This is a genomic window from Bradyrhizobium sp. CCGUVB14 (assembly GCF_024199935.1).
GTDB lineage: Bacteria > Pseudomonadota > Alphaproteobacteria > Rhizobiales > Xanthobacteraceae > Bradyrhizobium.
The window spans coordinates 7,885,004-7,904,150 of sequence record NZ_JANADS010000001.1; the positions used below are offsets into that span (position 1 = coordinate 7,885,004).

The 19,147-nt window shown below is 64.2% G+C and carries 18 protein-coding genes and 1 pseudogene; 8 read left to right on the top strand and 11 right to left on the bottom strand.

Translation table 11 applies throughout. The features are described from left to right. Positions 1-154: 154 nt before the first annotated feature. Complete coding sequence (gene fliS / locus NLM32_RS36800) at positions 155-583, bottom strand: flagellar export chaperone FliS (protein ID WP_254133583.1); 429 nt, start codon at positions 581-583, stop codon at positions 155-157. Further along, a complete protein-coding gene (fliD, locus tag NLM32_RS36805; RefSeq protein WP_254133584.1) occupies positions 583-2,217 on the bottom strand; it encodes a flagellar filament capping protein FliD in 1,635 nt (544 codons plus the stop codon). Before fliD ends, fliS begins: the two co-directional genes overlap by 1 nt. Between fliD and NLM32_RS46165 the strand changes: the two genes are divergently transcribed. After that, complete coding sequence (locus tag NLM32_RS46165) at positions 2,201-2,350, top strand: hypothetical protein (protein ID WP_254133585.1); 150 nt, start codon at positions 2,201-2,203, stop codon at positions 2,348-2,350. The two genes, fliD and NLM32_RS46165, sit on opposite strands and share 17 nt — an antisense overlap. An 8-nt stretch (positions 2,351-2,358) precedes the next feature. On the opposite strand, the gene NLM32_RS36815 is transcribed toward NLM32_RS46165, so the two are convergent. Both NLM32_RS36815 and NLM32_RS36820 read right to left on the bottom strand, forming a co-directional pair. After that, on the bottom strand, positions 2,359-3,183 hold the full coding sequence (locus NLM32_RS36815; RefSeq protein WP_148772853.1) for a flagellin: 825 nt from the start codon (positions 3,181-3,183) through the stop codon (positions 2,359-2,361). A gap of 141 nt (positions 3,184-3,324) precedes the next feature. Then, on the bottom strand, positions 3,325-4,023 hold the full coding sequence (locus tag NLM32_RS36820) for an RNA polymerase sigma factor (RefSeq protein ID WP_254133586.1): 699 nt from the start codon (positions 4,021-4,023) through the stop codon (positions 3,325-3,327). Between the two features lie 729 nt (positions 4,024-4,752). On the opposite strand from NLM32_RS36820, the gene NLM32_RS36825 reads away from it, so the two are divergent. The 3 genes from NLM32_RS36825 (at position 4,753) to NLM32_RS36835 (ending at position 8,888) form a co-directional block, all read left to right on the top strand. Beyond that, positions 4,753-6,951: a hypothetical protein gene (locus NLM32_RS36825; RefSeq protein WP_254133587.1), complete on the top strand. Its 2,199-nt coding sequence runs from the start codon at positions 4,753-4,755 to the stop codon at positions 6,949-6,951. A gap of 67 nt (positions 6,952-7,018) precedes the next feature. Beyond that, entirely contained in the window at positions 7,019-8,338 is a 1,320-nt protein-coding gene (locus NLM32_RS36830; RefSeq protein WP_254133588.1) for a hypothetical protein, read from the top strand. A gap of 13 nt (positions 8,339-8,351) precedes the next feature. Then, a complete protein-coding gene (locus NLM32_RS36835; RefSeq protein ID WP_254133589.1) occupies positions 8,352-8,888 on the top strand; it encodes a hypothetical protein in 537 nt (178 codons plus the stop codon). 1 nt (position 8,889) lies between these two features. On the opposite strand, the gene NLM32_RS36840 is transcribed toward NLM32_RS36835, so the two are convergent. From NLM32_RS36840 to dctP, 5 genes are read right to left on the bottom strand one after another with little or no spacing between them, the layout of a single operon-like run. Further along, positions 8,890-10,137: an acetyl-CoA hydrolase/transferase family protein gene (locus NLM32_RS36840; protein WP_254133590.1), complete on the bottom strand. Its 1,248-nt coding sequence runs from the start codon at positions 10,135-10,137 to the stop codon at positions 8,890-8,892. A gap of 18 nt (positions 10,138-10,155) precedes the next feature. After that, positions 10,156-11,322 (bottom strand): acyl-CoA dehydrogenase family protein, encoded by a 1,167-nt coding sequence (locus NLM32_RS36845; protein ID WP_080134126.1) that lies wholly within the window; start codon positions 11,320-11,322, stop codon positions 10,156-10,158. Between the two features lie 29 nt (positions 11,323-11,351). Further along, on the bottom strand, positions 11,352-12,641 hold the full coding sequence (locus NLM32_RS36850; RefSeq protein WP_254133591.1) for a TRAP transporter large permease: 1,290 nt from the start codon (positions 12,639-12,641) through the stop codon (positions 11,352-11,354). A gap of 12 nt (positions 12,642-12,653) precedes the next feature. After that, entirely contained in the window at positions 12,654-13,208 is a 555-nt protein-coding gene (locus NLM32_RS36855) for a TRAP transporter small permease (RefSeq protein ID WP_254133592.1), read from the bottom strand. A 27-nt stretch (positions 13,209-13,235) separates the two neighbouring features. After that, entirely contained in the window at positions 13,236-14,261 is a 1,026-nt protein-coding gene (gene dctP, locus NLM32_RS36860; RefSeq protein WP_254133593.1) for a TRAP transporter substrate-binding protein DctP, read from the bottom strand. A gap of 228 nt (positions 14,262-14,489) precedes the next feature. Between dctP and NLM32_RS36865 the strand changes: the two genes are divergently transcribed. The 4 genes and pseudogenes from NLM32_RS36865 to NLM32_RS36880 all read left to right on the top strand — a co-directional run bounded on the left by NLM32_RS36865 (position 14,490) and on the right by NLM32_RS36880 (position 17,799). Continuing rightward, positions 14,490-15,692 (top strand): CaiB/BaiF CoA-transferase family protein, encoded by a 1,203-nt coding sequence (locus NLM32_RS36865; RefSeq protein WP_254133594.1) that lies wholly within the window; start codon positions 14,490-14,492, stop codon positions 15,690-15,692. A gap of 30 nt (positions 15,693-15,722) precedes the next feature. After that, positions 15,723-16,190, top strand: a pseudogene (locus NLM32_RS36870) (MaoC family dehydratase); the annotation flags it as partial. Beyond that, on the top strand, positions 16,190-17,041 hold the full coding sequence (locus tag NLM32_RS36875) for a CoA ester lyase (RefSeq protein WP_254133595.1): 852 nt from the start codon (positions 16,190-16,192) through the stop codon (positions 17,039-17,041). The pseudogene NLM32_RS36870 and the gene NLM32_RS36875, both read left to right, overlap by 1 nt. A 17-nt stretch (positions 17,042-17,058) precedes the next feature. Continuing rightward, positions 17,059-17,799 (top strand): IclR family transcriptional regulator, encoded by a 741-nt coding sequence (locus tag NLM32_RS36880; RefSeq protein ID WP_254133596.1) that lies wholly within the window; start codon positions 17,059-17,061, stop codon positions 17,797-17,799. 2 nt (positions 17,800-17,801) lie between these two features. On the opposite strand, the gene NLM32_RS36885 is transcribed toward NLM32_RS36880, so the two are convergent. After that, positions 17,802-18,218 carry a hypothetical protein gene (locus NLM32_RS36885; protein ID WP_254133597.1) on the bottom strand — a complete coding sequence of 139 codons (417 nt, stop codon included), beginning with the start codon at positions 18,216-18,218 and terminating at the stop codon, positions 17,802-17,804. Positions 18,219-18,348: 130 nt separating this feature from the next. Next, positions 18,349-19,140 (bottom strand): transporter substrate-binding domain-containing protein, encoded by a 792-nt coding sequence (locus tag NLM32_RS36890; RefSeq protein WP_254133598.1) that lies wholly within the window; start codon positions 19,138-19,140, stop codon positions 18,349-18,351. Between the last annotated feature and the right edge of the window lie 7 nt (positions 19,141-19,147).

A 19,147-nucleotide genomic window follows, 5' to 3' on the forward strand; every position in this document is an offset into this window, starting at 1 on the left:
CTCGGTCAGGCCCCTCATAAAGCATTGCAGGTGCGGCGGAAACCGATTTCCGGCAGCTTCGCGCGCCAAAAACGCCCGCAGCACTACGGAAACGGGCCAAACTGCGCGATGGGCGATCGCCGGGACCCCCTACGCGGTCCGGGCGTTCGCGATTTTAGCCCGTGCGGGCCGAATCGGCCGGCGCGACCTTGCCGCCCCGCACCGCCACGTCGACCTGCTCCCACGCCTCGCGCAGCTCGGTCACGGCGGCGATGATCCGCCGAAAACTCTGAGGCGCATGCGGCCGGCCGAACGCCTTGTGGCTCGCCACGATCAGGCTGTTGTAGGTCTGGAACAGGCGCTCGGCCACCGCCCCGCCCTTGGCGAAGTCGAGATTGTGGCTCAGCCCGCGCAGGATCGCGGTCGCCTTCAGCAGATATTCGTGGCCTTCCTCGAAGCGCCGCGCTTCCTGCGCGGCCAGCGACTTCTGGAAGAAGGTGATCGCGCCGCCAAGCAGCATCGAGATCGCCTTCAGCGGCGGCACGCTGGTCGCCGCGCCCCGATAGGCCTGATTGGCCATGTACGCCATCGGATTATGCATCATCAACTACTCGAGCTGGAGTTAAGCAAGGCCTTGAGATAGGTGAGCGTGTTGTTCGCGCTCGTGATCGCGGCCTGGTAATTCGCGTATTGGGTCTGGAGCTGGGTCTGGTAGGCGGACGCCGCGCTCTCGATGTCGTCGACCTTCTGCTGCAGGTCCGTGTCGCGATCGGTCAGGTTGGTCATCAGCGTCTGCAGCGAGCCCGAGCTCGACGAATAGGTCTTGGACAGCTGATAGAGCTGCGTGGCGATGCCGGAGGTCGAGGTCACCGTGATCGATTGCGACGTCGATCCCGAATAGGTGAAGGCCATGCCGGCATAGGCCGTTCCGGCAGCGCCAAGGATCGTCGTGCCGCTCACCGTGAACAGCGAGGAATCGCCGCCGACCGAAGCAGAGGAGAGATTTCCAGACGAATCCACCGTCAGGTCGAGCGTGAAGGATTGCGGCGACGTTCCGGTGTTGACGACGCTGAGCTGGCTCGACGAGGTCTTGGTCTGAGCCGACAACAGCGTGGTGACGCCGCTCAGATTGGTGCTGAGAACATTCGATAGCGTCGAGGTGTCGAGCTCGAGCTCGTTCTTCTCGTTGAAGGACAGGCCGAGGTCGGCCATGGTGAGGCCGCCCACCGTGCTGTTGAGCGCGTTCTGGAGCGAATCCATGATGTCGCGCATGGTGCCGTCGCCGAACAGCACCGCGCTCGAATCCGCCGTGCCGTCGGAGGCCGTCGCCTGCTGCGCGATCACCGCATCGCGGAACGTGTTGTAGTTGGTGACGAGGCTCTCAACCGCCGTCTCAATCTGGCTGGTATCGGGCTCGATGCTGATGTTCAGCGTCGCTCCTGAGGTCGTCGCCTGGAGCAGATTGAAAGTCACGCCAGTCAGCACGTCAGTGATATCATTGGTATCCCGGGTCATCGAGATGCCGTCGAGGGTGAATTTGGCAGCTTGAGACGTTTGCAGGACGTCGGAAAAAGCGCCCGAGCTGTCGGTGAGGCCGAGCTCGTTCAGGATGTCGTTGCCGGACGTGCTGGAATAGGCGATGTCAGAGGCGTCCTCCGTGCCGGACAACACCATCTCGTACGATCCGCTCGATACCTGGACGATCGAGGCCTGCACATTGGTGGTCGATGTCTGGGCGTTGATGGCGTCGACGACGTCCTGCATCGACATCGTGCTGGTGACGGTGATGTCAGCGGTGCTGCCGCTGCCGAGACCAAGGGAAAACGTGCCGGAATAGCCGAGCGCTGTGGTTTCGCTCGACTGTGAGGTGCCGACCACCTTCTGCGCGGTCGCGACCTGGCTGATGGTCAGCGTGTGGTCGCCGGTCGCAGCACCATTGCTGACCGACATCGAGAGCGCGGAGGACGCGCTGACGTCGCCAGTCGAGCTGATGGTCGCCGCGCGCGTGGCAAAAACGTTGGTCGCCAGCGAATTGACGACGGCCGTCGCGAGCGAGGACAGGCCGCTTGAGAGCGTCGAAAGATCGGTCTGCAGCGTCTGGTAGGCGGAGATCTTGGCTTCGTTGTTGGTGATCGAGGTCGAGATCGTGGTCGCTGCCGTCAGCTTGGCGTTCACCGCCGCGGTGATCAGCGCGCTCCAGTCCACGCTGGTCGATGTGGTGGTGCCGGTCGTGGTCACCGTGGAAGCGCTCGACGTGCTCGAGGTGGTGCTCGCAGTGCTACTGGTGCTCGAACTGACTGACGTCACTGTGCTGGCCGATCCATCCCAGGGTGAACCGGGCCGGCATCAAGCCGGCCCGGAGGTCGTCTAGGCAAGCGCTTAGCCGAGCAGCTTGAGCAGGTACTGCGGCATCTGGTTTGCTGCGGATTCCGCCGACACCGCAGCCTGGGTCTTCACCTCGGCCGAGGACAGCGTGGCCTGCTCGGCCGCGATATCGACGTCCTTGATCGCCGAGTTCGCCGACTGCAGGTTCTGGGTCTGGGTCGAGATCGAGTCCGACGAGAAATTGAACCGCGATTCCTGCGCACCGATGCTGGCGCGGGCGGCCGAGACCGTGTCGATCGCAGTATCGAGCGTGTCGAGCGCCGAGGCCGCATCCGACAGCGAGCTGACGTCGAGCGAAGTTACGCCGAGTGAGGACGACGTCAGGCTCGTGAGCGTGATGGTGATGGTGTCGGAGCCGGACGAGCCGACCAGCACGGAGACGCCCGAGGAGAACACGCTCGAGCCGTCCAGAAGGCTCTGGCTGGAATAGCGCGTGCCGCTGGCGATCGAATCGATTTCGCTCGTGAGCTGCGTGAATTCCGAGTTGATGTAGGCGCGGCTGGAGTCAGTCGTGGTGCCCGAGGCCGATTCGGAGGCCAGCGACTTCATGCGCGCCAGGATGTCCGAGATGTTGGAGGCGCCGCCGTCAGCAGTCTGGAGGATCGCGGTCGCCTGCGAGGCGTTGGTCGCGGCCTGCTGCAGCGTGGTGACGTCCGACGAGATGCGGGTCGAGATCGCGAGGCCGGCGGCGTCGTCGGAGGCCGAGGTGATGCGCGAGCCGCTCGACAGCTTGGCAAGCGCGCTGCTCTCCTGCGCGGAATTGATGTTGAGGTAGCGGACCGCAGAGTTCGCCGCAGTATTGGTGGAAATTGCAGGCATTGGAAACTCCTGTGCTGATGGGCATGGCGTGCCGCATCGTTGAAGACGATTGACGACGCAGACCGCAGCCCCGTCCGTTCGCTCAAACGGTGGAGCGCAAGGAGATCAGGCGCGAAAATTTTCGCAGAGCAAATTTTATGGTTAGCAATCGGTAAACGCGGTGCGGATGTCGCGTTCGTGCTTGCGCAGCAACTGACGCAGCTGCTGGCGTCCGCGCTTGAGCAGGGACTCCACCGCCGCCACCGTGGTGTCCATCACCTGGGCGATCTCGCCGTTGCTCATATTCTCGTGGTACGAGAAGATCACCGCGATGCGCTGCTGCTCGGGCAGGCGCTGCATGGCGAGCTCCAGCATGCCGTTCAGCTCGTTGCGCTCGATGATCTCGACGGCGCCGGGCTGGCCATCGGCGACCTCCGGCACGGTCTCGACGTTCTCGTTGCGCGGCTTGCGGCGCAGATCGATGCAGCGGTTGGAGATGACGCGGTAGAGCCAGGTCGAGAACTTGGCGCGGCCGTGCTGCCAGCGACCGCGATGGCTCCAGATCTTGAGCATGGTGTCCTGCACCACGTCTTCGGCATCCGCGGCGTTGCCGACGATGCGCAGCGCGATCGCATAGGCGCGATCGATGTGACGCTCGACCAACATGCGGAACGCGGCTTCGTCGCCAGTGGCAAGCTTGTCGAGAAGCTCGCTGTCCTCGTCGAAGACGATTTCGTCGGCGACCGGCGCGCTGTCCGGCGCCAGCGGCACCGACGGCATCATGGGCACGATCTCTTCAGCCGGCAGCGTCGTCGTAATCTCGGCCTCGGCGGGAGCCCAGACATCAGCAGCGTAACTCATCCCGCAATCTCCAACCCGCAATGCCGGCGGCGCACATGCCACACGGCTTCCAGGCGTTGAACGCGGGGCCAAAACAATCCAGGCGGAGAATTTTTGTTATTTTTCAAGATGTTAGCCGGTATCTTTTGCCGAGTGTCGGGCAATAATTGCCGAGCGCGTGCTACTCTCGCACCTCACACCCGCAATCATCACATCGTCTCGCGCCATGGCGGATCGTCCATCCTGAACAGATGTCGTTGAGAGAAAACGCTGACATTACGCGGCACTAGGCGATCAAACGCGACACGCACACAGCGCATCAAGAAGCGATTGTTTCCGAGTGTGAATGTACGCGAGACGACTTCCGCACCCGGCAATTTTTTCCGAATCACCTTTTTCGAACCTAGCGATTTTTTTGAATCTGTCAGTCGTGACGAATGCGTTTTTGAATCGCGCGTGAATTATTTTCGCGCTTGTGGCGCCTGACATGGTGAACGTGCGCGTTAATTGATCTGATTGGCGGGGAATCTGCACATGACGATCGCAACGGCCGGTGCGCAGCGCCGCGCCAAAATTGTTTCTGCTTGGTCGTTCGATGTTTTCGATACATTTCTGTTGCGCGCGTGCACGACGCCGGATGGTGTATTTGAAAGGGCTTACGAGCTTTCCGGCATTTCACGGACTTGTCCGAATATTTCCGCGAGTTTCGTTCAGCATCGTGTCCAGGCCGAAGCGCGTGCGCGGAGGACCGTGAAGGAGAAGCGCGGCGGCGGCGAAGTTCGCATCGATGAAATCTATTCCTATTTTCCATTCAAGCTGTTCGGTCTCACGCGCCATCACCTGAACGATCTCGTCGAATCAGAGTTCTCGGCCGAGCTCGAGCTCTGCCGCGCCAATCCGGACATGCTTCGGCAATATCTGGACATGAAGCGCGCCGGGCACCGTGTCGGATTCATCTCCGATACCTATTGGGACACCGACCGGCTGGCGCGATTGCTGCTCGCATGCCGCCCCGGGCTGACGTGGGACTTCCTCTACGCTTCCTGCGACCACGGCAGCGGCAAGAGCGAGGCGCTCTTCGCAAAGTACCTGTCCGAGCAGGGTATCGACGCCAGCGTGTCCTTTCACGTCGGCGACAACGACAAGGCCGATATCAAGGGCGCGAAGCGCCACGGCATTCGGCCGCGTTATTATCCGCAGGCGACGCCGCAACTGGCTTCCAAATTCCAGCGCGAGACCGCGCTGCTCGAGCTGTTGTGCCCGGGCACGCCGGCGCGGCTCGATCATGGCGCACGGACCTTGCGGCGCATGGTCGCCACACGCAACGCCGAGAGATCTCCCGCCTTCCATCTCGGCATGACCGTGCTCGGCCCGGTGATGACGGCATTCGATGCCTTCATCGCCCGGCGCTGCCAGGAGGCCGCCGGCCCCGGCAGGAAGATCGCCCTCGCCTTCCTCGGCCGCGACGGCTTCCTGCCGCACCGGACCTGGCAGGACCTGCACGGCACCACATCGGCCTATCTCGAGATCAACCGGCGCGTCAGCTTGATTGCCTCGGCCGATACGATGCAGCCGTTGATCGACCTGCTCAGCAAGGTGTTGAAGATCGACGCGCCGACCTTCCGCGACATGATCAAGATCCTGCCGCCGAAGGTCGAAGCGTTCTTCGCGGCCTATCCTGACGGAATTGCTCCCGGCGAAGATCTCGCCGAAGCTCTGCCGGAACTGATGGATGCCGGCGAGATCGCCGAGCTTGCAGCGGCCCTGCGCGCACGGCTGCTTGCCTATCTGCGTCACACGATCCCCGGCTTCGACGAATGTACCGACCTGGTGCTCGCCGATCTCGGCTATTCCGGCAGCGTGCAGAAGGCGCTGCGCCGCGTGTTCGACATGGAAGGCATCAACATCCGGCTCCACGGCGCCTATCTGATCTCGCTCGACGATGCCTTCGACGATGTCGCCGAGGAAGACAGCGCGACAGGATTGATCTCGGACCTGGTGGTGACGCCGCATATCAAGCGCATGTTGATCCGCAACATTGCGCTGCTGGAGCAGATCTGCTGCTCCGCCGATGGCTCGGTCCGGGATTATGACGGAGAGCGGGTGCTGCGTGAGATCAATCCGCGCCCGGCCGGCCAGATCGCACTCGCCGCGGAGATCCAGGCAGGCAGCGTGGCCTTTGCGGAGAGCGCCGAGGACGTGGCACTCGACTTCTGCCTCGCTCCCTATGCCGCGCCTGATGTCGCTGCGCGCTGGTGCGCGGCGACACTGGCGCGGTTCCTGCTGCTGCCTGACGAGGACGAGCTGGCGCTGCTCGGCGGCTTGAAGCACGATGTCAATCTCGGCACGCACGCGCTGGCGCCGATGATCGACAGCGACTTCCTCCGCCGGCAGTTCACCGCCCGCGGCTTTTCCGCCGCCTGCGCGTCTGCCGCCCCGCCGATGTGGCTCGCCGGCAGCTTTGCCCGGCTGTCGCCGTCGAACGCCTATCTCTACACGCTGTTCGGGGCCAACCGCCTGCCGGCCGACGTCTTTGAAGAGAGCCCCTGCGGCCAGGTCCAGATCGGACTGTTCCGCGCCGACGGCGCAGCCACGCTGGACACCGTAACTCTCTACCGCACTGGTCTCGGCGAGTTGCGCCTGCGCATCCCCCTTTCGCGCACGATGGGCATCGCCATGATCGCACTGCCGCTGCCGACATTCGCCGCAGAAGGCCTTCTTCATGGCGTGACCATCCAATCAGCGGACGACATTCGCGACGCCACCGAGAGCCAGGATGTCGCCGGCATCGCCACCGACAGCCTGATCTTCGCCGGCGCGCAGCACAACGATACCCATTATCGCTCCGAGACCGACGACGCCTGCCTGCTGATCCCCGTCGCCCCAATGGCGCATGACATCGCAATCTATTCGGTTGCGATCACCCCGCTCGGTTCCAGCCCCAATTAGTGCGCCTGATCGCGCCGCCCTGGCCGTTCAAGTCCAAGGGCTGAGTGGCGATGTGAGGGGCACGGAATTGACGGACGGGACGCACGCAAACCTTGATGACCTCTTGCGATCCGGCGGCATCCGGCTCGGCAGGGCCCAGCGCGACCGCCTGGACTGGCTGACCGGCCAGTATGGCGCGCCGACGCTGGATGACCTCGCCGGTAACAGGCGCAGCGGCGTTGTCATCCTCAAGGAGCCGCCGAGCGGCGCTGCCGCGGAGCTGTTCTACCGTTCGCTCAATCCGGGCTGTGCCGTCGTCATTCCGACCAGCGAGAACCCCGGCTTCGACTTCCTCAAGTCCAAGCTGACCGAGTTCGGAACCGTCGGCCCCTGCGGCGCCGACGGTCCGCACGAGATGTGGTGGGGTGGCATCGGCTGGTCGAAGTTCCTCGCTAGCGCCGATACGTCCACCGTCCGCCCGCGGGTCGTCTCCTGTTACCCGCGCGGCGGCGACGCGACCGCTGCCTTTGCGCTCCGGCATTCGCTCGAACGATTCGATCTCGCCTGTCACATCGAGCCGATCGACACCCAGTTCAGCGACCGCCTGCTCTGCTTCGAGAAGGCGGAGTTCATGCTGCGGATGTGGAACAAATATCGCGAGCCGCTGCTGTTCGTCGAAGCCGGCGCCGTGCTCCGCGAGGCGCCGCTGCTACCGTCCTTCCTCGGCTGCGACGTCGCACTCCACAAGTGGAATCGCTGGGAGATGTCGGCGCGCACGCTCTATTTCGGTCGGACCAGGGCCGCGGAGATGCTGCTGCGCACCTGGCAGCATCTCGCGGCGTCGTACCCTGCGATCTGGGAGGGCTATCTGCTCGACCAGGCCTGGAGCCTGACCTCGTCGCAAGTGCCGCTCGATACGGTGTGGCTGCCGCGATCCTATCACGCGCTGGCCGGCGATCTCGGCGCGATGCGCGCCACTGTTCTGCACAGCCAGCAGACGACGACGCTGGAGCTCGGACCCGATTCCGCCTTCGCCGGCCTCGTGCGCACCGCCCGTCGCGCCGGGCGCACCGGCGCGCGCGATGCCTTCATGGTCATGACGTCGAAAGCCGAAGCCGGCAAGGGCATCGCCGTCATCCTGCGCGACATCTCGGCCAGCGACGCCGGCGCAGTCGCCGCCACCGTCGAAGCCGTGACCGGCGCCTATGCCGCCGATTGCGGTGGTTATGGCCGCCTCGAACTGTCGCTGTGCGCCTGGCAGGACGATGTCGGCGCGGCGCGTGATGCGGCGGCGCTGGCGCGCTACCGCATCCTGGAGATCGCTCCGGGACAGCGCATCGCCAACGACTTCTTTGCACATCACGCGGCCGACGACGCCGTCATGACCGCCCGCCAACTCTTCCCCTGAGGGACATCACGCGATGCTCAAGACCATCATCCTGCTCACCGACACCGTGCAACAGCAACAGCCGCTGGCCAACCTGCTGCGCGAGCACAATCGCGAGCTCGCGTTCGTCTCCGCGCTGCGCGCCCAGGACCTCAGCGCCATCGATCCGGAGATCCTGAGCGAGGCACGTCTGGTGTCCTTTGCCGCCGACGTCGCGGTGCCCGAAAAGTTGTTGCTGCAGCTCGGCTACGGTGCCTACAAGTTCTACGCCGCGGCGACGCAATATCCGGGGCTGCCGCAGGCGCCCGACGAGAGCGACGAGACTCCGAGCTGCTACTCCGTGATCGCGCAGTCGATGATGATCTGGCCGGATTTCAAGAAGGTGGTGGGCCTGGAAACCGTGACAATCCCGGACGGAACCGCGGCCGCCGAGCGCGAGCGGCTGGTGTTCACCCGCCTGGCCCATTTGTTCTGGCGGATGTCGATCATGATTGCGGGCGAGGTGACGGATCTCCCCGGGATCATCGGATCAGCCGAGAGCCAGCGGCCGACGCTGGCAATGATGAACTGAGCTAGCGCGCGGAGCCGCGGAGCTGCTCCGACAACAGATCGCGATGCTCCGGTGCCGCGATCGCGATCATGCGCCGCGCGCGCTCGGCAAGACCGCAGCCGCGTAACTCGGCGATCCCCCATTCCGTGACAATGGCGTCGACATCGGCGCGGGGCGTCGTCACGGTCTCGACATGGGCGACGATCCGGCTGGTACCGTCCGATGCCGTCGCCGGCAGTGCGATGATCGCCCGTCCGCCGGGGGACGCATTGGCCCCACGCACGAAATCGAGTTGCCCACCGATCGCCCCGATCGCGACGCCGTTCAGCGTCTCGGAGTTCACACTGCCGTCGAGCCCGACCTGAAGCGCCGAGTTGATCGCGACCAGCCGGTTGATCCGCGCCAGCACGCCCTGGCCGTGCGTGTAGGACGTCGGCCGCACTGCGACTGCCGTGTTCTCGTGCACGAAACGATAGAGCCGCTTCGTGCCGATCACCTGGTTGGTGACCGTGATCCCCGCGTCGATCCCCTTCTCCGCATTGGTGACCGCGCCGCGCTCGATCAGGTCGACCACGGCGTCGTTGATCAGGCCGGAATGGATGCCGAGATTGCGCACATGCGATAGCGAGGAGAGGATCGCATCCGGAATCCGCCCGACGCCGAATTGAAGCGTGCTGCCGTCGGCGACAAGACTCGCGGCATGCGCCGCGATACGCCTGGAGACTTCGTCCAGAGGCGGTGACGCCAACTCAACAGGAGGACGGCGAGCCACCACGCGCATGTGGATCGGCACGTCCTCAGGCCATTCCGCGCCAAACGTAAAGGGCGCATCCGGATTGATCTCGGCGATGACGAGGCGCGCATCGCGCGCGGCGCCGATGACGTAGTCGTTGGAGAGGCTGGCGCTCAGCCGTCCGCCGGACTCCGCAAGCTGCACCAGGACGACATCGGCCCGATGGCGGAGCGCAGCAAAATCGGAGCAGAAGGCGCTGTAGCTGCTCGGGATCACGTCGAGCCGCCCAGCCTTGGCCAGCCGCCGTGCGTTCCCGATCACGCCATAGCTCTGGAACGACACGTTGGGCGCGCAGGCCGCGGAGAACGTCTCCGAGAAGATCGGCCCGACCATCATCCGGAATGCCGGCAAATCTCCGGCCTGCGACATCAGCGCTTCGGTCAAGGTGACCGGCTCCGCCGTCGCCTGGCCACACACCACGAGATCGCCCTCGCGGATCAGGCCGGAGAAGTCGATCGGCGCCGTGTCCTCGGGCATCGCCAATTCTGCTTCAGCCTAGTATGACTTCGCGAGGCCCAACACCTTTTCCGCAATAAAACTGAGCGCGAGCTGCGGGCTGACCGGCGCGATGCGCGGGATCAGCACCTCGCGCAAATAACGCTCGACGTGGAACTCCTTGGCGTAGCCGAAGCCGCCGTGGGTCATCACCGCCTGCTCGCAGGCATGGTATCCGGCTTCGCCTGCGAAATATTTGGCGGCATTCGCGCCGGCGCCGCACGGCAATCCCTTGTCGTATTGCCAGGCCGCCTGCATCACCATCAGCCAGGCTGCCTCGAGCTCGACCCAGTTGACCGCGAGCGGATGCTGAATGCCCTGGTTCTTGCCGATCGGACGATTGAAGACGACGCGCGTCTTGGCGTATTCCGTCGCGCGCGACAGCGCAAGCTTGCCGAGGCCGACGGCTTCCGCCGCGATCAGGATGCGTTCGGGATTCATGCCTTCGAGGATGTACTGGAAACCTTTGCCCTCTTCGCCGATGCGATCCTCCATCGGGATCTCGAAATCCTCGAAGAACAGCTCGTTGGAATCGACGATCTTGCGGCCCATCTTCTCGATCTCGTGGACCTTGATCCTGTTGCGGTCGAAGTCCGTGTAGAACAGGCTGAGACCATGGGTGGGCGAGCGCACCTCCTCCAGCGGCGTGGTGCGCGCCAGCAGCAAAATCTTGTGCGCGACCTGCGCGGTCGAGATCCACACCTTCTGGCCGTTGACGATGTAGCGATCGTTCTTGGCGACCGCGCGGGTCTTGAGCTGGGTGGTATTGAGGCCGGTGTTGGGCTCGGTGACGGCGAAGCAGGCTTTCTCGCGGCCTTCCACCATCGGCGGCAGCATGCGTTTGCGCTGCTCCTCGGTGCCGAACACGACGACGGGATTGAGACCGAACACGTTGATATGCACTGCGGAGGCGCCGGACATGCCGGCACCGGACTCCGCGATCGTGCGCATCATGATCGCGGCTTCGGTGATGCCGAGCCCTGAACCGCCATATTCTTCCGGCACGCAGATGCCGAGCCAGCCGGCATCCGCGAGCGCCTTGTGAAAATCATGCGGGAAGCCGCCGTCGTGGTCCTTCTTCAGCCAATAGGCATCGGGAAAGCCTTCGCAGATCTTTGCGATGGCGTCGCGAATGGCTTCCTGCTGATCGGTGAGCGCGAAATCCATGATGGTCTCCTTGTGGAGGCTCGTTGAACCTAGCGCCCCATCTGCGAGGGCAGCCAGAGGATGATAGACGGAAACGCCACGAGGATCGCGATCGCGATCAGGTGGGCGATGAAGTGCGGGAAGGTGCCGTGAAACACCTCCGCCACCGGCCGTTTGGCGTAGCGGGCGACGATGAAGCAGTTCAGCCCGACCGGCGGCGTGATCATGCCGACCTCGGCGGTGACGATCTTGATGACGCCGAACCAGATCGGATCGAAGCCGAGCGTCTTGATCAGCGGCAGCACGATCGGCACGGTCAGCACCAGGATCGCGATCTGGTCCATGAACGAGCCGAGCACGATATAGCCGCACAGGATCAGCGTGATGATCACCCAGCGCGAGGTCGGCAAGCTGCCGATCCAGGCGACGAGATCCTGGGTCACATGGGTGAGCGTGAAGAAGTAGCCGAAGATCGAGGCACCAACGAGGATCATGATGATCATGCAGGTGCCGTGGCAGGCGCGTAGCAGCGTCTTGTAGAGCGAGGTCGGCGTGATCTTGCCCTTGACGATCGCGAGCAGGAAGGCACCGAACGCGCCGAAGGCCGAGGCCTCCGTCGGCGTCGCGACACCGAGATAGATCGTGCCTGTGACGATCGAGAACAACACCACCATCGGCGAGACCTGCCACAGCAGCGCAAACTTTTCCCGCCACGGCACTGACTTTGCAGCCGGCGCCCGCGAGGGATCCTGCCAGACCAGGAAATAGATCGTGGCCATGATGGTGATGGTGACGAGGATCGCTGGGATGATGCCGGAGATCAGCAGCTTGCCGATGTTCACCTCGGCGAGCAGGCCGAAGATGACGAGCGCAACGCTGGTGGGCAGCAGCATCGACAGCGTGCCCGAGATCGCGACCACGCCCGCGGCCATCTTCGGCTCATAGCCCTGGCGGATCATCGCCGGCAGGCTGGTCGAGGACAGCGTCGCAGCGGACGCCGTCGAAGTGCCGCAGATCGCACCGAAGCCTGCGCCGGCCAGCGCAGTCGCCATGCCGAGCCCACCGGGAACACGGCCGACCCAGGCCGAGGCTGTCTTGAACAGATCGTCCGCGACGCCGGACAGCAGCACGAGATCCGCCATCAACAGGAACATCGGGATGGTGATCAGCTCGTAGGAGGACACGGTCGAGAGCGGCGCGGTCTCCAGGATGCCGAACAAGGTCGGAAAGCCGCCGACCATCACGAGGCCGACCGAACCGGAAAAGGCCATGGCGAAACCGACGGGCGTGCCGAGCGCGAGCAGGCCGAACAGCAAAGCGAGAACGATGAGAGGTGTCATGGATATCCGCCGTTACTCGAAGCCGCGCGCTTCGCCGACGCCGGTCACCGGCGGCAGCGGATAGAGGTCGCGTCCACTGACGAGGCTCAGCACATTGCCGACCAGCTGGAGCGCCAGCCGCAGCACCAGAACGCCGCACCCGAACGGCACCAGCGCCGCCGAGATCCAGGTCGGCCAGGGAATGGCGCCAGAGAGAACGTCGTGCTGCTCGTAATTCTCCAGCGCGCGCGCGAAGCCGACCTTGCAGATCAGGACGAACACGAAGAGGCCCGCGAGCGCAGTGACGATCTCGGACAGCCGCCGCCCGGTGGGCGAGAACCGCGACAACAGGATGTCGACGCCGACATGGACATGCTCGCGCAAGGCATCCGATAGCGTGAAGAAGAACACGCCCGCGAGCAGATAGAGCCCGATCAGGTCATAGGTGAAGGAGAACGGGCTGTTCAGCGCATAGCGCATGAACACGTCGGTCACGACCAGAACCATGATCACGAACATGAATAACACCGCGATCACCGTCAGCGCGCGCTCCAGCGCGCCGAGCACTTGCCCTGCCCGTTCGATCACGTCGCGCCTCCTTCTCCGATTTGCGGATTACTTGCCACCGGCTGCCAGCAGGTCGTCGAACTCCTTCAGCGCGGCAGAGGCCTGCTTGCCGCGGCTGTCGAGACCTGCGGCCCATTCATGACCGACGCCCTTGAGCTTGTCCTTCATTTCGGCGCGCGTCGCTTCCGGCAGCGGATCGAAGGTGACGCCTTCGTCCTGCATGTGTTTCTTGGTGGCTTCGCCTTCCTTGTCGACATCGGCGCAGGCTTTCGGCGTGATTGCCTCCGAAGCCTCGTTCATCGCCTTTTTCACGTCGTCGGGCAGCTTGTCCCAGATCGACTGGTTGATGGAATAGGCGACGATGAAGCTGCCGAAGCTGACGCCTTCGGTCGCGTGCTTGACCAGCTTGTCGAGGCCATAGGCCACGACGCTATCCAGCGGAAACAGCAGGCCATCCATCGTGCCGCGCGACAGCGACTCATAGGCATCGGGTGCGGCCATGCGCACCGGCACGGCGTTGAGCGCGCGCAGCGTGAGATCCTGCGCGCCGCCGGTGGTGCGCAGCTTCAGGCCCTGCATGTCCTTGGTGGTCTCGACCTTCGACTTGACGGTCCACACCTGGTAGGGCGGCAGCACCACGGCGAGCAGCAGCTTGATCTTGTTCGGCGCGTATTCCTGCTTGGCCAGCACGCCTTCGCGCGCGGTCTTCCAATAGGCAAGCGTGCCCTGACAGCTGGTCGCGAACGCGCCCGGCAATTGCGCCACTTCCGACAGCGGCATCTTGTCGGAGACGTAGGACGGTCCGATGTAGCCGATGTCGACCACGCCCGACTGCGTCAGCCGCAGCATGTCGGCGGCTTTGCCGATCTGCTGGTTCGGATAATAGGTGAAGGTCACGGCGCCGTTGGTGCGCTTGGTGACGTCGTCCATCCAGGGCTTGAGCATCAGGCGGACGAGATAATGTCCGGCGGGGAAGCTGTCGGCGACCTTCAGCTCGAGCGCTTGCGCCGACAATGTCGAGACCGGCAACGACAACGCGAGCACGGCTGCAGCCCGGACCAGATTTGTCTTCATGTCATTCTCCCTGAGGCGTCCCGCGCCGAAGGCGGCAGCCGCTTGCTGCCGAGCCGTTCGGTCCCTCGCTCCGTTTCTTGCTTGAAGAAAATGTACATATATGTGAATTTATCTGTCAAGTATATGAACTATGCATGGAGCTATGCGCCCCTTGGCGAACCACGCGAATTGACATCGCCGATTTATGAATTCTAACTCCACCTATATGAATTTATCCCACGAGGCCCCATGGGACCGCTCGCCGGCTTCACCATTCTCGACCTGACTTCGGTGCTGATGGGCCCCTACGGCACCCAGGTGCTGGCCGACATGGGCGCTGACGTCATCAAGGTCGAAAGCCCCGAGGGCGACATCGTTCGCCAGATCGGTCCCGGCCGCACGCCCGGCATGGGCGGGATGTTCCACAATGCCAATCGCGGCAAGCGCAGCATCGTGCTCGACCTCAAGAAGCCAGAGGCGCGCGACACGCTGTTGCGGCTGGCGAAGAGCGCCAACGCGCTCGTCTACAATGTGCGCCCGCAGGCCATGGCGCGGCTCGGCCTCGACTACGAGACGCTCGCCGCGATCAATCCGTCGCTGGTCTATGTCGGCGCGTTCGGCTACGGCCAGTCCGGCCCCTATGCCGCCAAGCCTGCCTATGACGATCTGATCCAGGGCGCGGCGACCATTCCGACGCTGCTTGCGGCAGCCGGCGACGGCACGCCGCGCTACGTCCCCGTTACCATCGCCGATCGCATCGTCGGGCTGATGATGGTGAACGCCATCATGGGCGGCTTGATGCACCAGCAGCGCACCGGCCAGGGCCAGCGCATCGATGTACCGATGTTCGAATCGATGACCGAATTCGTGCTGGTCGATCATCTGGGTGGCCTGACCTACGATCCGCCGCTCGATCACGGCGGCTATACTCGCCTGCTCTCGCGCTATCGCCGGCCCTACAAGACCAGCGACGGCCATCTCTGCGTGCTCATCTACAACGACAAGCACTGGCGCAGCTTCTTCGAGGCGATCGGGCAGCCGCATTTCCTCGAGCAGCCGCGCTTTGCCAACCATGCCGCGCGCACAAAGCACATCGACGAGATCTACGAGGAGATCGGCCACGTCTTCGTTACGCGCACCACCGCCGAGTGGCGCGAGCTGCTGGAGCGTGCCGATATTCCGGTGATGCCGATGCACACGCTGGAGACGATCCTCGAGGATCCGCATCTCAAGGCGATCGACTTCTTCAAGACGGTGGATCACCCCGTGGAGGGCCGCATCCGCCAGATGCGCGTGCCCTCGACCTGGAGCGCGACCCAGCCGGAGCCCGCCGGCCCGGCACCGACGCTCGGCCAGCATAGCCGCGACATTTTGCACGAGGCCGGCTTCTCGTCCGAAGAGATCGAACGGCTGGCGGAGCAGAAGGCAGTTCACCTGGCGGCGCCGCCCTAGAGGCAGGCGCCGGCCAAATCGCAGGACAACAGGGAGGAAAACGCGATGGCCGGACTTTATTTCGAGGACTTTTCCGTGGGCCAGGAGTTCAGGCATCCGCTGACCCGGACCGTCACGGAAATGGACAACACCATGTTCAGCCTGCTGACGCTCAATCCGCAGCCGCTGCACATCGACGCGCATTTCTCGGAAAAGACCGAGTTCGGCCAGCGCATTTTCAACAGCCTTTACACCCTCGGCATCATGATCGGCATGACGGTCTATGATACGACCATGGGCACCACCGTTGCCAATCTCGGCATGACCGACGTAACTTTTCCGAAACCGGTCTTCCATGGCGACACCTTGCGGGCGACGACGAAGGTGCTTTCGTTGAGGGAATCCAAATCGCGCCCGAAGGCGGGCATCGTCGAGTTCGAGCATCATGCCTTGAACCAGAACGACGAGATCGTCGGCAAATGCCGCCGCATGGCGATGATGCACAAGAGGCCGGTCTGATGCGTTCGATGCTGTTCGTGCCGGGCGATTCCCCGCGCAAGTTCGAGAAGGCCAGCGAAGGCAAGGCCGACGCGCTGATCATCGATCTCGAGGATTCCGTCGTCACCGACAAGAAGCCGGAGGCGCGCACCCTGACGCTGGCGATGCTGAAGAGCCGCCCAGGCCCGCATCAGCTCTATGTCCGCGTCAACGCGCTCGACACCGGCATGACGCTGACCGATCTCGCTGCGGTGATGCCGGGCAAGCCCGACGGCATCGTGCTGCCAAAATCGCAAGGCGGCGACGACGTGCGGCAGGTCGCGACATGGCTCGAAGCGCTGGAGGCGGCCGCCGGCATCGCGGTCGGCACGACGCGCATCGTTTGCGTCGCGACCGAGAGCGCAAGCTCCATCTTCGGTCTCGGCAGCTACAAGGGCTGCTCCCCTCGCCTCGCCGGCCTGATGTGGGGCGCGGAGGATCTCTCGGCCTCGCTCGGCGCCACCGAGAAGGCTTCGGGCGGCGTGTTCCACAGCCCCTATCGCCTCGCGCGTGACCTCTGCCTGATGGCGGCGGCCGCGGCGGAAGTCGCACCGATCGACACCGTCTATACCGACATCGACAATCTCGCCGGCCTCGAGCAGGAGACGCGCGCGGCGCGGCGCGACGGGTTTTCGGCGAAGGCGTTGATCCATCCCAAACATGTCGATGTCGTCAACGCGGCGTTTGCGCCGACGGATGCCGAGCGCACCTGGGCAGAGAAGGTGATCGCGGCGTTCGCGAGCAATCCGAACTCCGGGACGCTGCGGCTCGACGGCCAGATGATCGACAAGCCGCATCTTCGCGCCGCGAAGAAGATCCTCGGCGAGAGCTAGATCGGAACGCCGCCACCATGATCGTTCGCCAAGCCGCAAACGTCCTGGAGATCATGGAATTCTTCGCGCAAACGAGAAAGCCGGCGACGCTTGCCGAAATCGCCGATCATTTCGGCTGGCCACGCTCGTCGACCTTCAACCTGCTCGCGACGCTGTCGGAGAAGGGTTATCTCTACGAACCCCGGCCGCGCGCCGGCTTCTATCCGACGCCGCGATGGCTGGCGATGGCGCGGATGATCTCAGAAGTCGAGCCGCTGCCGCCGTGGACGCATACGTTGATCGCAGATCTCTCGGCCGAGACCGGCGAGACCGCATCCATCGTGGCGCCCGCGGGCGTCATGGCTGTCTTCATCGACGTCGTCGAATCCCAGGCAGCGATCCGCTATTTCGCCACCATCGGCCACCGCGTGCCGATCCACGCCACCGCGAGCGGCCGCGCGCTGCTGCTGCAATATACGCCGGAGGAGCGCGACTCCGTCTATCGCAAGATCGAGTTCAAGCAATATGGCCCGTCGACCCCGATCAGCATCGAGGCGGTGGAGGCCGAGCTGCGCAATTCGATCGAGCGTGGTTACTGCCAGAGCTTTGCCGACTACAGCCGCGACCTCGCTGGTGCTGCGATCCCGCTGCCGATCGGCGACCGCCGCCTGTCGGTCGTCGTCGCGGGGCCGGAATTCCGGATCGGGCCGAAGGTGGCGGAGGTCGCGTCGTTGATCGCGCGGACGGTGGATCGGCTGCGGCCGAAGACGGCGGCGTAGTTTCAGTCGAATCCCTGAACCGGCGGCGTCGTGGTTTCCACCGGCGCCGCGGGCGCAGCTTGAGCCGGCTGCTCCACAGGTGCGGCCTGGACCGGCGGATTGCTCGCAGCTCTCATCTGACCGCTGGCCTCCATCGCCTGGCGCGTGCGCGGCGGAGCGGTGGTAGCGGCGACGGGGGACGCCTCACGGCGTGATGGCTGCCGATGTCTCGCTGACTGCGAACCTCTCACGCCCCATGACCTCGCGATCGAAGGTCCGGCGGTATAGCCGATTACCGCGCCCGCGACGGCACCGATCGGACCGAGTACGACGGCGCCGGATACGGCGCCTAATGCCGCAGAACCAGCGCGCTCCTGCGCAGCGGCGCTTGCCGGCACGCCGGCCAGCAGCACGATGGCAGTGATCAGAGCTTTGTTCATCGGAGCGCCTCCCTCTCGGGAGATCACTCTGACTCAAATATGGCCACAGCGGGTTTGTTCGTGGCCCAACACGGGGCAATCGCGGATGGAACTCCGGCAATTCAATGGCTCGGGTCGCGGTTTCCGCGCGCTAAGGCGCGACCTTGTCGGCCGTAAAGCCGTTGCTGTCGAGCGCACGGCGGACTGTGCCATCAGCCTTGGCCTCCGTCAGGAATTGCGCGGCCCAGACCTTCGCGACGGTCTTGCCCTTCGGCACGACCACGACCACGCCGGTCGACTGAACCACTTCGTCCAGCACCTTCGTTTCCGGCAGTTTTCGCGAGAGGTCTTCCAGCGCCCCCATGCCCATTGCGAGCGCATCGAGCTCGCCCTTGCCGAGCAGCTCGGCCGCCTGTTCCGGCTTGACGAACTTCGTGAGCTTCGCCTGCTTCAGCGATTTCTCGACCGTCCGCGATGTCGACGTTCCCTCGATGCATCCGACCCGCATGCCCGCGCGATCGACATCCGCAACAGAGCGGATGTCCGAACCCGCGCGGATGAGATAGCCGCTCATATAGGCGACGTAGGCGGGCCCCTGGTCCACGAACGCTTCGCGCTTGACGTCAGCCGGCATGAAGGAGAGATCCCAGACGTCCTTGCCGCTGGCAGCGGCGATCTCGTCCGAGCTTTGGTATTCGACGAGCTGCAGCGGAAGGTGGAGCATCCCGGCGGCAGCCTTGGCCAGTTCGACCGTGACGCCGCGCGGCTTCCCGGTCGCAGGATCGCGCGTCGTCCAGAACGCCGATGCGGCGGGACCGACGGCCACCGCCACGCGCAATGTTCCCGTCGGCGCAACCTCGAGCGCGCCCTCGGCTTTCACCTCGGGAGCACCGGTCATGAGAGCGACCAATCCCAACGTGGCGATCAAGCCGAGCCGCAACATGTCACGT

Coding starts and splice junctions, on each gene's coding strand:
- NLM32_RS36840 (WP_254133590.1), bottom strand. CDS start 10,137: ATGCCCGAGGACACGGCGCCGATCGACTTCTCCGGCCTGATCCGCGAG.
- NLM32_RS36820 (WP_254133586.1), bottom strand. CDS start 4,023: ATGAGTTACGCTGCTGATGTCTGGGCTCCCGCCGAGGCCGAGATTACG.
- NLM32_RS36880 (WP_254133596.1), top strand. CDS start 17,059: ATGATCGTTCGCCAAGCCGCAAACGTCCTGGAGATCATGGAATTCTTC.
- NLM32_RS36815 (WP_148772853.1), bottom strand. CDS start 3,183: ATGCCTGCAATTTCCACCAATACTGCGGCGAACTCTGCGGTCCGCTAC.
- NLM32_RS36850 (WP_254133591.1), bottom strand. CDS start 12,641: ATGACACCTCTCATCGTTCTCGCTTTGCTGTTCGGCCTGCTCGCGCTC.
- NLM32_RS36885 (WP_254133597.1), bottom strand. CDS start 18,218: ATGAACAAAGCTCTGATCACTGCCATCGTGCTGCTGGCCGGCGTGCCG.
- NLM32_RS36865 (WP_254133594.1), top strand. CDS start 14,490: ATGGGACCGCTCGCCGGCTTCACCATTCTCGACCTGACTTCGGTGCTG.
- NLM32_RS36875 (WP_254133595.1), top strand. CDS start 16,190: ATGCGTTCGATGCTGTTCGTGCCGGGCGATTCCCCGCGCAAGTTCGAG.
- NLM32_RS36890 (WP_254133598.1), bottom strand. CDS start 19,140: ATGTTGCGGCTCGGCTTGATCGCCACGTTGGGATTGGTCGCTCTCATG.
- dctP (WP_254133593.1), bottom strand. CDS start 14,261: ATGAAGACAAATCTGGTCCGGGCTGCAGCCGTGCTCGCGTTGTCGTTG.
- fliS (WP_254133583.1), bottom strand. CDS start 583: ATGATGCATAATCCGATGGCGTACATGGCCAATCAGGCCTATCGGGGC.
- NLM32_RS36835 (WP_254133589.1), top strand. CDS start 8,352: ATGCTCAAGACCATCATCCTGCTCACCGACACCGTGCAACAGCAACAG.
- NLM32_RS36845 (WP_080134126.1), bottom strand. CDS start 11,322: ATGGATTTCGCGCTCACCGATCAGCAGGAAGCCATTCGCGACGCCATC.